The organism is Bacteroides intestinalis (genome assembly GCF_003464595.1).
In the GTDB taxonomy this organism is placed as follows: domain Bacteria; phylum Bacteroidota; class Bacteroidia; order Bacteroidales; family Bacteroidaceae; genus Bacteroides; species Bacteroides intestinalis_A.
In genome coordinates this window covers 61,761-76,885 of the sequence record NZ_QRZF01000002.1, presented here as the reverse complement: position 1 = coordinate 76,885, position 15,125 = coordinate 61,761, and the positions used below count along the sequence as shown (strand labels likewise).

Sequence of the window (15,125 nt, the reverse complement as noted above, 5' to 3'; positions counted from 1 at the left end):
AAATTCCTAAAACTTATCCCTGATGCGCCAACATATACTCCTTAGGCGACATGCCATGCACTTCCTTGAAAGAACTGGAGAAATGCGACAAGTTCGTGTAGCCCGTAGCATACGCTACTTCGGATACTGTCAGTTTCTTCTCTTTCAACAAGGCAGCAGCCTGCTGTAAACGGATATTCTTAATAAAGTCGCGTGCCGAAAGATTTGTCAGTTCTTTCAGTTTCCGGTGCACATGGACACGACTTAAGCCGACATTCGCTGCCAACATTTCCACATTGAGATCCGGATTGGACAGATTCTCGTTGATAACCTTCATTATCTTACTCATCAATATCTCATCTGCCGATTTCATGCTCAGCTTCTGTACCTTATCTTCCTGCTGCTGCGCACCGCTGAACTTGCTCTTCAGCAGTTTACGGTTAGCAATCAGATTAGCAATCGTACTCTTCAGAAGTTCCGTATTGAAAGGCTTCACCATATAAGCATCCGCACCGGTTGCCATACCTTCCATAGTATCCTCAGGCTTCGATTTAGCCGTTAACAAGATTACAGGCACATGATTGACATTCGTATTCTGCTTAATCTTCCGACATAATGATAATCCATCCATTTCCGGCATCATGATATCGCTGATCACCAGGTCAGGGGTATCTGCAAGGATAGTATCATAAGCCTCCCTACCATTCTTCCGGGTCATAATCCGATAATCCCCTTCCAATTCTTCTTTCAGGTAAGAGAGGATTTCTTCCTCATCCTCCACTATCAATATGCGCATGCGATTCTTTGACTTACCTGTTTTCTTGCTTTCTTCGTCCTCTTCTTCTTCAAAGGCTCCCTCCAAATCCGTCTTCTCCGGTTTAACTAACACGGTATGAGGAGTAATGGCTGCTTCCACATCTTCCAGTTCATCCGTACGCAGATGGGCAGAGCCCAACGGTATACGGATAATAAAACGGCTGCCCGGAGCATCTTCCCGATTCTCTGCCAGGATGATGCCATGATGCAGTTCCACCAATGAACGGGACAAATGCAAACCGATACCCGTACCAAAGTTCGATTTAGTCACATCATTATCTATCTGATAGAACCGTTCGAAGATACGCTCTATCTTCTCCCGGTCGAGTCCGATGCCGTTATCCGTCACAGTTATTTCAAAGTACTCCTTCAGTGGATCGCGCCGGGTGGAATCACGTCCTGTAGAAAGTGTAACCGTAATCTCTCCCTGCTCCGGTGTGTACTTAAAGGCATTGGAGAAGATATTCATCAGTATCTTATCGAAGTTATTCATATCCACCCATACCTTCAACTGCGGCATGACGTGTTCGAAACTGAAATGTATCTTCTTCTTCCGCGCCATATAGTCGAAAGTAAGCATCACATCGTCAATGAAACCCACCATATCCGTCTCCCGGAATTTCATGAACATCTGTCCTTTATCCAGCTTACGAATATCCATCAATTGGTTTATCAGACGAAGAATACGTTGTGCATTCCGGTAAATCATCAGATAAGTCTTCTGTACTTCTCCTCCCTTCTTTTCAGCCAGCAATTTCTCCAGAGGATTAATAATCAGCGTCATCGGAGTACGTATCTCATGCGAGATATTGATGAAGAACTGTAGCTTCGCTTCATTCAATTGTTCGGCATGTTCGCGCTTCATGATTTCACGGCGATGGCGCATACGCGACAGGATATAATTCACAATACCCAATACAAGCAAGCCGAACAGGAACACATAAATACAATACGCCCACCACATCTCATACCAGGGCGGAGTAATCAGTATCTTCACAGTACGTATCTCCGAAAGATTGCCATGGCTCAATGCCCGCACATGGAAAGTATATTTGCCGGGCAGAAGATTATTATACGTCACCCGGTTCACCCCCGGCTCAGTGCTAAGCCACTGGTTACTCAGTTCTTCAATCTTATACTGATAGGATATCTGTTCAGGATTGTTGTATTGCAACGTAGAGAACACAATGCTGAACGTATTATCATAATGAGCCAACTGGAACATATTCGCATCCGGCACAGACGTATAAATAACGGTATGTCTTCCCGAACGTGTATTCTTCCGTACAGGCTGGTTAAAGATAGAGAAATCCGTAATCCAGACCTTGGTATCTTTCAGCACGCTCCCTATGGATGAAGGCTGAAAATAAGTGATACCATTGATTCCACCGAAATAGACTTTCCCAGCCTCATCCTTATAGAATGCACCGTGTGTAAACTCGTTGCCCTGCAAACCGTCGCCCGCATAATAATTGATATAACGGCCGGTTTTAGCATCATACTTGCAGATACCCATATAGGTACTAATCCACATATTGTGCTCCTCGTCCTCACAAATTCCACAGATTACATTATTCGGCAAACCATCCGCCACCGTAAAGCAAGTAAGCTCCTCAGTCTTCTTGTTGAAGCAATATAAACCGTCTGTCGTACCTGCCCAGATATTTCCGGCATGGTCTTCTTGCACTACATAGCCCACCCGGTCTTCAACCAGGGTGTTCACCTTCCGGTAATTAATAAAACTCTCATTAGCCGGATTGAAACAACTGATGCCTTTATAATGCCCCAGCCAGATCATTCCCTCACTGTCACAAAAGATATAGTTCACCCAGTCATTGGCCAGTTCATTCCTCGTCAGGTCGCCCGTTTCGTCTTTAGACGACTCGAAATGTTTCAACTCTTTCGTCACCAGATTATACTGATAGAAACCCGAACCGAAAGTAGCAATATAAAGATTCTTATGCCGGTCTTCCGTAATTGAGAATATCTTCTCGTTGTCAACGGGCAGCGGGTACTCACACTCACCGGTTCTTCTGTTTAGCTTTGCCAGTCCCCGGGTATACGAACCGAGCCAGAAGTCTCCGTTCGTATCTTCGTACATACACATAATGGTATTAGCCATGGAACGCGGATTATTACCCGGCTGATAATGGTGCAGTCTTCTTCCTTCCGCATCCAGTTCAAATACTCCTTCATTATCGGCCCCTACCCACAAGTGGTGATTACTGTCCTGATAGATAGACATCACACACCCTTGTCCGATAGGATTGTAATAAATGGACTTATTGCCATAATATTCAAACGGATTCTCCTGCTTCGGTATCAAGACAATACCTTTCTGAAACAACCCGACCCACAAGTTCTTATCCCGGTCTTCCAGGATGGCATGTATCTTTCCCTCCGAGAAGTCCAGCGGAGCAGAGTTGATACTATAATCTTCTATTTTTCCGGTCATCCGGTTGTAAGTCTTCAATCCCTGACCGTCGGTACCTATCAACAAACGGTCGTCCACCAGTGTCAGGCAATAAATGGATAGCTCCTCACTACCTGTATAAGGCACAGGAACAAAGCGATTCTGTTCACGATCGTAGCGGGACAAACCATGCTTTTGAGTTCCGATAAACAGATTTCCATACTTATCTTCACCAATAGCCGATACATAGTTATCATTAATCGCCGGATATCTGAAAATGCGGACTTCCTGTGTAGCGGGCAGATAACAAATCAGTCCATGCCCTTCTGTGCCAATCCAGATATTATAATCAGAGTCCTCATATAAGTTAGACTGGAAATTATAATTCACCTGTTTCATGATAGCATCAATGGATACTGCCTGCTGCTTCTCTTCGTCCAGGCGGAAAATTCCCTGACCGGTAGTTACCGCCCAGATTTCGCCATTATGCAGTTTCTGCATTTGCGTAACATGCGGAAAGACCTGCTTACCTGCACGTATCATGGGGATTTCCCGAAAAGTATCCGTCTCCGAATCATACTTCATCAGTCCGTCAATACAACCTACCAACAGATTCTGCCGGCTGTCTTCATAAAGTGTACGTACGTAATTGTTTTTAATGGAAGTAGAATCACCGGACATGTGTTTATAGTTAGAAAAGCGAAGCCCGTCAAACCGGTTCAGCCCGTACTCGGTGGCTATCCAGATGAATCCACGCTTATCCTGAAAGATCTGGTTGATAAGACTGCTGGACAATTCGTTGTTAGTGGAATAAAACTTACCGGTCTGTGCTGCCAAAGGCAGAACAACCAAGCACAACAATAAGACTATAAGGGGGGCTTTGTTAGGAGCTGTTTTCATTGCATTCTATACTTAAAGGTAAGCAAAGATAAGAAAACTTTCGAAATGGACAGGGAAGCCAGTGAAAGGAATATAGGATTTATCACTTAATTATTTATCTTTCGGGCGTCAATTAAGCCCGAACGTAACACCAGCAAATGATTTTGTAACACAGGGAAAAGTCATGTTACATTTAAATGTAACACAGGCTACAATAAAATGCCTGCTTCTTCATATTATAGAATACCTTTGTCACAAACGAAAAGGAATGTTTAATCACTTAATCTAATTGAATACAAATATGGAAACTTAAAAATGAAATGCACGTCTTCACATCTTTAATAAAGAAAGAGAATATTATTGTTATCCAACTAAATTAATTTCATTATGAAATGCACAAATTATTGTTTTAAGCCATTGGGGCTTCTATTCTTATTATGCCTGATACCTCTATGGGCATTTTCACAGAACATCACTGTGAAAGGTGTGGTGAAGGACGCCACAGGAGAATCGGTTATCGGTGCGAGCGTAGTGCAGAAAGGCACCAGTAACGGTATTATTACCGACATTGACGGTAACTTCACGCTGAATGTTCCATCCAACAGTACCATCGTAATTTCATTTGTGGGCTACAAGACTCAAGAAGTTCCTGTGGCCGGGAAGACACAAATCAATGTTACGATGAAGGAAGATACTGAGATGCTGGATGAGGTAGTAGTGGTAGGTTACGGACAGATGAAGCGCTCAGACCTGACAGGTTCGGTGGTATCGGTTAATGACCAAGCTATTAAGAAGTCGGTTCCGACTTCTATCGACCAGGTATTGCAAGGCCGTGCTGCCGGCGTGCAGATTCAGGCAAACTCCGGTACACCGGGTGCGTCCACCTCTATCCGCATCCGTGGTGTCAACTCCTTGAATGCCACTAACCAGCCTATCTTCGTCATTGACGGCGTAGTAGTGGATTCTGCCACAGATGATGAAAACAGTAACCCGCTATCAAGTATCAACCCGTCGGACATTGTATCTATGGACGTGTTGAAAGATGCTTCGGCAACCGCTATCTATGGTTCGCGTGCATCTAATGGTGTTATCATGATTACTACCAAACGAGGGCAGGCAGGTACAGCTACAGTTACTTATGACGGTTATGTAGGATGGCAGGAAATGCCCACGCAACTCAACATGCTGAACCTGAGTGAGTATGCAACTCATCACAATAGTCGTGCAGCATTGGGACTTGTCGATCAAAGCAGCAGCTTCGTTCGCCCCGACTTACTTGGAGAAGGAACCAACTGGCAGGATGAATTATTCCGCAAAGCATTAATGACGAGCCACAACCTTTCCGTAAGCGGTGGTAATGATAAGACAACTTATGCTTTCAGTGGCGGTTTCCTTGACCAGAACGGTATTGCACTGGGCTCCAGTTTCCGCCGTCTTTCATTGCGCGCCAATGTCGACAGCCAGATTAAATCATGGTTACGTGGTGGCATCAACTTCTCATTTGCCGAGTCTAAACAGAGTGTAGGAACTGATAACAATACCATCATAAGCGCATTGCTCCAACAACCCACCGTTGCCGTTACTTCTACCGACGGAAGCTTTGATGGCCCGGAAGACGTATGGATGCCCGAAAATCCGGTAGGTTTGGCTTCTATCCGCACCAACAACAACCGTAAAATGAACTTCCGTTTTAACACGTATCTGGAAGCTACCTTATTAAAAGGACTTACTTTGAAGACGGAACTCTCAACCGACTATAATTTCAATAATTACTATTATTATCAGCCCGATTATCAGTTCGGTATCAAGACCAGCGACACCCGTACTTCCAAGTGGACCAAAACCAACACCAAGTACTGGTCATGGCGCAATATCCTGACTTACAATACGCAGATAGCTCAAAAGCATAACATCAACATCATGGTCGGCCAGGAAATGTCTCATTATAATTACGAAACTCAGGTAGGAACAGCCACAGGCTTCCTGACGAATACGACTCCCGACCTGAGTGCAGGTGATGTGACTTCATCCACCACTACCGGTTCACGCTTCGTCAATTCACTGGCATCCGCTTTCGGACGTGCATTCTATTCGTACGACGAACGTTACCTTTTAACGGCTACTATCCGCCGTGACGGTTCTTCTAAATTTGCCAAAGGCAACAAGTGGGGCTGGTTCCCGTCTGTGGCTCTGGCATGGCGTGCTTCCCAGGAATCATTCCTGCATAATAATGAGGTTATCAACAACCTGAAACTGCGTGCGGGTTGGGGTGCCACCGGTAACCAGAACGTCAGCGATTATGCTTATATGGCACTACTTTCTTATAAGACCACGCCTTGGGGCACAGGAGTATTGACAGGAAATACCGCCAATCCGGACCTGACTTGGGAAACTACCTATTCTTATAATGTCGGTGTCGACCTTGGCTTATTTCAGAACCGCATCGAGTTTATAGCCGATGTTTACTACAAGAAGACTAAAAACCTTCTTCTCCAGCTTCCATTACCAGCTTATCTGGGATCAAGCGGTCAGGGTGCAGCATCCAATCCGTGGGGTAACGTAGGTTCACTGGAAAATAAGGGTATCGAATTAACCCTGAATACCACCAACATTACGAACAAAGATTTCCAGTGGACTTCGAATCTTGTCTTCTCACTGAACCGCAATAAGGTCGTAGAACTTGATACTGACAATTCTTCCATTGAGAAGACTTATCAACCCAGTTCCACCAACTTCATCGTAACGAAGACCACCGTAGGACAACCTATTGGACAATTCTGGGGTTACAAAGTAATCGGTCGTTTCAACGAACCTACCGATTTCTATTACAAGGATGATCAGGGCAACGTGAAGCAAGTAGCGATACCCGAAGGTAATTCCATAGCCAAGAACAGTACATGGATTGGCGATTACATCTTCGAAGACAGAAATGGTGACGGCGTTATCAATAACGAAGACTGTACTTTCATCGGTAATCCCGAACCTAAATTCACTTACGGTATCGGTAACACATTCTCTTACAAAGGATTCGACCTGACGGTATTTTTCTCCGGTTCTTATGGGAACAAGGCGCTGAACCTGACTCGTTACCGCATTGAAGATCCCCGTTCCAATGCCAATATCCTGAAATCATCCTTGAACTATGCTGTTGTCGATTTAATCGACCCAAATGGTCCGTCCGATGATTACCGTAACCTGCATGTAGTGGGAGGCTCTGCCATACTACCGGCCCTGCAAGCATCCGATGCCAACAATAACTACTCACGTATAAGTGACCTGTTGATAGAAGATGCCTCTTACATCCGTCTGCAGAATATCTCTATCGGCTATACTTTCCCAAAGAAGTGGATAAACAAGGCGCACCTCAACAATGTAAGAATCTATGCCAATATACAGAACGTATATACCTGGAGTAAATACAAAGGCATGGACCCTGAAGTAGGTGCAATGTATGGTGACGCATTGATGACCGGCGTAGATTACGGACGCTATCCTTCACCCCGTATCTACACATTCGGATTAAATGTATCCTTCTAATCTTTTAAAATGAACTATACAATGAAAAATAAAATATTAATCATAGCAGCAATGGCAGGTGCACTGGTTCTCGGTTCTTGTGATGATTTCCTGGAACAAACCAATACCACAAATGCCAATCAAGAGACTTTCTTCGACAGTGATAAAGCGGTTGAAGCAGCTACTGCCCCACTTTACAACTATGTGTGGAACAGTTTCAATGATAAATTCTATTATGGAATGGGAGACGGACGTGCCAATAATCTTACAGCCCGTTGGTCAGCTTATATCTATCCTTATACCAACTTCACTGAAACAGCCCTGAGTGAAGGTCTTGAAGAAGCATGGGGATCGTTATACTCGGTAGTGGCTCAATCTAATTATGCCATTAATAATATCAAGGACTACTCCGGTCCTAAAGTAACCGAGGCTGCCAAGAGACAGGCTTACGGTGAGGCCCGTTTTATGCGTGGAGTTGCCTATTGGTATATTGGTTCTCTGTGGGGCAAGGGGATTATCTATGAAAATACGGCTGAAAAGGTAAACAACTCCGTTGCTCCTGCGCACCGTGGTGTAGACGTGATCGAATTTGCAATCCGTGACCTTGAATATGCAGCAGCCAACCTTTCGACTACCGCAAGTGATAAAGGACGTGTTACCAAACATAGCGCTTACGGTATGTTATCACGCCTCTATCTCTCTATGGCAGGCCTGACTACCGACGGGCAGTATAACGGGAGCAACATTGCCACCGATTTTAACCGCGGCACCCGCAATACTTATTATCTGGATCTTGCCCGTCAGGCTGCATTAAAGGCTATCGAAGGCCCCTACTCCCTGTTGGACAGTTATGGAAGTCTTTTTGCTTACCAGACAGCCAACAACAACAGCGAATCTCTATTCCAGTTGCAATGGCTCACCGGTAGTACCGATGCCATAGGCTGGGGATGTAACAATGCCATGCAGGCATTCTTCGCCTGGTCTACAATGGTAGGTGAAACCAACTGGGGTAATGCCACTTACGCATCTTACGACCTTGTACGCGAATATGATCCGCAAGACCGTATCCGCCGCCATAACACGATCTGTACCGTAGGTGAATACTATTCAGAGCTTAACTCCAAGAATGGCGGTTATACTTATAATGTAACCGAATCAGGATATGACAACAAATGTAACATCAAGAAGCATGTGATCGGTAAAATCGACGATAACGGCCAAAGTTATCAGCAAAGCAGCGGTGTAAATACATACATGATGCGTCTTGCCGAAGTTTACCTGAATCTTGCCGAAGCAATTCTTGGAAACAATGCCAGTACGACTGACGAGACTGCCCTCACCTATTTCAATAAAGTACGCGTACGTGCCGGAATGCCGGAATTGAAATCTATCACTTACGAAAACCTGCGATATGAACGCCGTATCGAATTTGCCCTTGAAGGACAGTATTGGTACGACTTATTACGCCGTTCTTACTACCAACAGCAAGAAGTAGTGAACTATCTCAATAACCAGGAGCGCAATGCCGGTTACGAATGGGATGAGTCCGAAACATGCCAGTATGCCAAGAGCAGCGACGGAACCGGTGTAGCTACCGCCACTGTAAACAACCTTACGTTACCGATCTCCGATGTTGACCGTGGACGTAACCCGGAATTGAACAACGCCCCTATAGCCTACGAATTCGGCGAACGAGAAGTTACTGTTACTGATTTGTTTAATGACTAACAAAGGAAAGAAGATATGAAAAGTTTAAAATATACCTGGATACTATGCCTGGCATTTTTGTCAGTAGGCTTCATCTCATGCAACGATGATGATGAATACTTTGATGACAAGTATCAAGACGTCAAAATAGTTATTGACCAGATTTATCTGGAAGATTATGAATCTTCCGTACCCGACCGGCCGGTTACTTTTGCACGCCTCGGCCAACTGATCCGTGTGGAAGGTAGTGGACTATATGGCATGAAGAAAGTCTATATCAATGGATATGAAACTTATTTCAACCGTGCCTATGTAACGGATAAATCCATGCTTATCCAGATAAACAGCAATACCCCTATTGTGGATGCCGAACCCGAAGATCGTAACATCATTCTGTTTGTGAAAGATAAAACACAAACGCCCCATGATTTCATAATACGTGCAGCATCTCCTACTGTTACCAGCATAAGCAATACATTGCCCAAAGCTAAAGAAACAGTCACCGTTTATGGCACAGGTCTTGACGAGACCACTAAAGTTACCCTCCCCGGAGGCATAGAAGTTACCGACATCACCAATTCTGAAGATGGCGACTGGTATTCATTTACAATGCCGAGTGGTGTTACAGAAAGTGGTCATATTCTCTCAGAAGGGGCCAACGGACAAGCACAATCTCCGTCTTATTTCAATTATAGCTCCTGTATGATTCTGGATTTCGACGGAAACGGAACACAAGGTTCCTGGAGTTGGAGTGAAACAGGTTCCATGACCAATGCAGACGACTTGGTAAATGATCCCACCGGTTCCGGACGTGGCAAGTGTCTTCCGATTGTTCCAAAACGCCTGCTCACTGCGGGTGTCAGTTCAGGAAAACCGCGTGTATCCGAATGCTGGACTGCCGGTAATGATGATGAACTGGATGACTGGACCCGTATGACTAAGTATATCCCTGCTACTACTCCGCTCACGGAAGTAGCATTGCAATTCGACATTTATGTTGCAAGCCCATGGTCGGGTACAGGATATATTCAGATCTGTTTAATCAATAACTTCAACTATGCAGGTATAGGTTCTGATGACGATGGCGCTAATAATGTGGTAGCTTTCTATGTGCCCTGGATTACCAGCGGAGGTATTGTCCCCTTCTCTACCGAAGGCTGGCAAACGGTTACCATTCCTTTCAGCCAGTTCAACAAGTATGCAACTCTCATTGCGGATAAAGAAGCGACTCAACCTACATTCCAGACTGTAATCGACGACCGTAACGCCGCTACTTACCGTAATTTCGGTATGGGCTTTGTGAATACAGACTTCTCTTATCTGGATGTAAAGGTTACTTCAACTCCATTTACCGGACCTGAAATCTACATCGACAACTGGCGCGTAGTGCCTTGTAAAAGTGTAGTAATCTCTGATTATCCGGAAGATGAAGAGACCGCAGAATAAACATAGTAAGAACATTTAAAGAATACAGAAAATGAAACTAAATAGAATCATTCTTCCGATAATGGCCTGCACACTGACTCTTGGCAGTTGCGACGACCAGATAATGGAGTGGAAGGAGTCTGATAAAAACATCACGATTTCAGATATTCCCCTCGCACTGAAGGAAAAATTAGCGAACTATGATTATATCAAAGCGTATGCGAAGCAATATACGCCGAATATGATCATCGGTTTGGGATTGGGCGCCGATCAATATATCAGCGATACACAATACAAGCAAGTGGCTGACGAGAACTTCCAGATGTTTACGACCGGCAATGCCATGAAACACCAGTCTGTTGTAAAGTCTGACGGCAGTCTTGACTTCACTACTATAGATGCATTTCTGCAAGCTGTACCCACCGATATTAAAATCTATGGGCATAACTTCCTATGGCATACCCAGCAGAATCAGAATTATCTGAAGTCGCTCATTGCTCCCACCATGAAGGTGGAAAGCAGCGGAGGTGTCGCCAACATACTCAGCGGTGACGCAACGGACTTTAACGGCGGAACCACCGGAGGCTGGGGAAGCTGGGGAAGCAATAAAGACAGCCAAACCGTTGAAGCAGGTGCGGGTTCGGACGGTACAGCCTGTATGGTATTGAAAAACAAAGGAGATGGCAACGCTTGGGAAGCACAATGTGCCTATAGCCTCAGTGATTTTCTGCAAGCCGGTAAAACGTATATGATTAAATTCAAGGCTAAATCGACTTCAGGTGCCGGACATTTACAATTTCAGTACCAGAACGGAACGACTTACGGGAGTCAAGGCGGATACAACGACTTTAATATCGGTACCGACTGGAATGACTTTGAATATGAATTTACCACTGATTATGAAGATGTAAACCGTATCATATTAAATTTTGGCAAGGTAGGTGCCACATATTACATCGATGATATTCAATTCGGACTTAAAGTAGAAGACCCAATGACCAATGTTTTATCCGGTGACAACAGTGACTTCGAAGGTGGTACAAAAGGTAGTTGGGGAAGCTGGGGTAATGGTTCAACCACCTCGGTATCGGCAAGTGGAGAAGGATACAACAGCAACTACTGCATTGTACTGGTTAATCCAGCAGACGGAAGCGATTACTATGCAGCACAATTGGCTTATACTTTCGATGACCCGTTGAAAGTAGGCGAAACCTATATCATCCAGTTCTATGCCAAAACATCTTTGGCAGGAGCCGGGGTACAATTTGCGACTCAAAACAGTAACGATTATTCGGGTGAAGGATATCATGCCATTCCTTTAAGTAGCGAATGGGTATTATGCGAGCACGAATATACATGCTCCAAAGAAGGCATAAACCGTATCCTTATAAACTTTGGCAAGAACGCTGCCACTTTCTACTTAGACAATATTAAATTTGGTGTAAAGAAAGCAACTACACGTGCCCTAACCCGTGGAACTTCCATCACTTATATTCCTAAATCAGCAGAAGAAAAGAAAGCTGCTTTGCTCTCAGCTATGGAAACATGGATTAAGGGTATGGCTCAACATCCGGGAATGGAACGCGTCACTGAATGGGATGTTATCAACGAACCTATCGGAGATAACAGCAAATGGCGTGGATTCGATAATACCTTCATGGATGGAGATTCCGCACCTGTAGAAAATGAAGAAAGCGGTTTAACCTTAAATTGGAGTAACGAAGCCGGTAACGGACATTTCTACTGGGGTTACTACATTGGCAAAGAGTATGCAGCAAAAGCATTTGAATATGCCCGCAAGTACTGTACTACAGGAACCAGGCTGTATGTAAACGATTATAATCTAGAAAGCAACCCCGGCAAGCTCGCGGCTTTGATTGAATTCGTGAAATACATCGACGAAAACAATACCACAGGACAACCTATTGTAGACGGTATTGGTACCCAGATGCACGTATCGACCAGCATTACAAGAGCACAGATAGACGCCATGTTCCAGACTATGGCTGCAACCGGTAAATTTGTCCGTGTTACGGAATTAGACGTACAGGTAGGCACCACGACTCCTGACGCCAGCCAATTGGCCACACAGGCCAACGTTTATCAAATGATCTTTGAATCTTACAAGGAGAACATCCCGACAGCCCAGCAATCAGGAATCACTATCTGGACACTGACCGACAGTAAGAAAGAACATGAATATTGGTTATCGGACGATGCACCGAATCTCTTCGATGCAAACTACGGACGCAAACATGCTTATAAGGGTGTATGCGATGGTATCGCCGGAAAAGATATCAGTGAAGATTTCAGTGGTGAAGACTGGAAGAATACCTATGAAACAGAAGGAGAATAAACTCCGGCTGAATAAAGTGTGAAGACAGGAATCTGGTAAGGCTCCAGCCTTACCGGATTCCATTCATCCAATCATTCTGCAAATCCGGCAAAAACATCCGTTTTACCCCCTGAAACAGGAAGATGTACGATAAACAAAAAATTATGTAACATCATTGAGGGATAATGTAACCGAAATGAATTTTTCTGCAACACTGCGAAAAGCTTTCTAATTTATAGCTCACTATCTTTGTTGCAATGGAAAACATCTCAAATCAATACCAGAGACAAACGATGAAGAATTGGATTTTAATTTTAGTTTTGAGTGTAATGACAGTTGGGCAGGCAAATGCTCAAAAGAGTACATTACAAAAACAAGGCACCGCTACTCAATTAGTAGTAGACGGTAAACCATTTCTTATTTTAGGCGGTGAATTAGGAAATTCATCGGCGGCATGCACAGAAGATATCGAACGTATCTTCCCAAAGCTGCAACGGATGGGACTGAATACAGTGCTCGTTCCCGCATACTGGGATTTGATAGAACCGCAGGAAGGACAATTCGACTTCACCCTCACAGATAAAGTCATCCGGCAAGCCCGGCAGAACGATCTTAAAGTTATTTTTCTTTGGTTTGGTGCATGGAAGAACTCCATGAGTTGCTATGCTCCCCTCTGGTTCAAGGAGAACTATAAGAAATACCCGCGTGCCTATACGCAAAAAGGAAAGCCACTCGAAATAGCCAGCGCATTCTCTGAAAATGTACTCCAAGCCGACAACCGTGCTTTTTCTCAATGGATGGAACACGTCGCAGCCATTGATAAAGAGGAAGGTACCGTCGTCATGATACAGATAGAAAATGAGATAGGTATGCTGGAAGATGCAAGAGACTATTCTAAAGAAGCCAACGCACTGTTCAATGCACCGGTACCCACGGAATTAATGAGTTACTTGCAGAAAAATAAGAAAATGCTCCATCCCCAGATGCTTGAGAAATGGGAAAGCCAAGGTAGCAAGAAACAAGGTACCTGGCAAGAAATATTCGGAGCCGATATCTACACCGATGAATTATTTATGGCCTGGCACTACGCCCGTTATGTGGAAAGAATGGCACAAAGCGCCCGGTCCATCTACAATATTCCACTATTCGTGAACGCTGCCATGAACAGCCGCAACCGGAAGCCGGGAGAATATCCTTCTGCCGGTCCGCTGGCACACCTTATTGATATATGGCATTGCGGAGCACCCAGCATCGACCTTCTTGCTCCCGACCTGTACGACAATGGCTTTACAGATTGGGTAGCTAAATATAAATTGCACAACAACCCGTTGTTTATCCCCGAAATCAAACTGACAGACAATAATGGAGTAAGAGCTTTCTACATCTTTGGTGAACATGATGCCATCGGTATCAGTCCGTTCTCCATCGAAGGTGGTTCCGACTCTCCCAACTCTCCGTTGGTAAAAAGCTATCGTACGCTTAAAGAGTTCATGCCGCTGCTGGCTAAGCACCAAGGCAAAGGAACAATGAAAGGATTACTTTTCGATCAGGAAAATAAGGAACGCATCATTTATCAGGATGATCTGAAGATAACCTGCCGACATTTCTTTACCCTTCCCTGGGATGCGCGTGCTACCGATGGCAGTGTATGGCCTGAAGGAGGAGGTGTATTATTAAGACTGGCACCCAATGAGTATATCGTAGCAGGTAGCGGTATCGTTATTGAGTTTGAGAAAGCTACAGAAAATCAGGCCAAAGTCCGGGCATTGGGCGAAGACGGATTTGCCCAGGCAGGAGGAAAGGGGGATAAGGTGATAAGTGATGGAGTGATAAATGATAAGGTGATGTGGAAAGGAGCACGTTGTGGCATCGGATCCGTAGATGAAGTGAAGGTGAACGAGGACGGTACGCTCTCTTATATCCGTCGTCTGAATGGTGATCAGGATCACCAAGGGCGACATGTACGCATCTCAGTGGGAGATTTCCAGATACTTCATGTGAAATTGTACGAGTATAAGTAGGTAGTAGTTAAGTCGTGGGTAAAAGATAAAATTA

6 protein-coding genes are annotated in these 15,125 nt (G+C 44.6%); 5 read left to right on the top strand and 1 reads right to left on the bottom strand.

All coding sequences use genetic code 11. The features are described from left to right. Positions 1–13: 13 nt before the first annotated feature. Complete coding sequence (locus tag DWW10_RS02705) at positions 14–4,108, bottom strand: hybrid sensor histidine kinase/response regulator transcription factor (RefSeq protein ID WP_022394403.1); 4,095 nt, start codon at positions 4,106–4,108, stop codon at positions 14–16. A 366-nt stretch (positions 4,109–4,474) separates the two neighbouring features. Here DWW10_RS02705 and DWW10_RS02700 point away from each other — a divergent pair, with 366 nt between their 5' ends. The 5 genes from DWW10_RS02700 to DWW10_RS02680 all read left to right on the top strand — a co-directional run bounded on the left by DWW10_RS02700 (position 4,475) and on the right by DWW10_RS02680 (position 15,091). Next, complete coding sequence (locus DWW10_RS02700; RefSeq protein ID WP_022394404.1) at positions 4,475–7,624, top strand: SusC/RagA family TonB-linked outer membrane protein; 3,150 nt, start codon at positions 4,475–4,477, stop codon at positions 7,622–7,624. Positions 7,625–7,645: 21 nt separating this feature from the next. Then, on the top strand, positions 7,646–9,331 hold the full coding sequence (locus tag DWW10_RS02695) for a RagB/SusD family nutrient uptake outer membrane protein (protein WP_022394405.1): 1,686 nt from the start codon (positions 7,646–7,648) through the stop codon (positions 9,329–9,331). Positions 9,332–9,346: 15 nt separating this feature from the next. Further along, positions 9,347–10,756, top strand: coding sequence for a glycan-binding surface protein (locus DWW10_RS02690; protein ID WP_022394406.1), 1,410 nt, complete (start codon positions 9,347–9,349; stop codon positions 10,754–10,756). Positions 10,757–10,787: 31 nt separating this feature from the next. After that, positions 10,788–13,091: an endo-1,4-beta-xylanase gene (locus DWW10_RS02685; protein ID WP_022394407.1), complete on the top strand. Its 2,304-nt coding sequence runs from the start codon at positions 10,788–10,790 to the stop codon at positions 13,089–13,091. Between the two features lie 308 nt (positions 13,092–13,399). Continuing rightward, positions 13,400–15,091 (top strand): GH35 family beta-galactosidase, encoded by a 1,692-nt coding sequence (locus tag DWW10_RS02680; protein ID WP_409012346.1) that lies wholly within the window; start codon positions 13,400–13,402, stop codon positions 15,089–15,091. Positions 15,092–15,125: the final 34 nt, after the last annotated feature.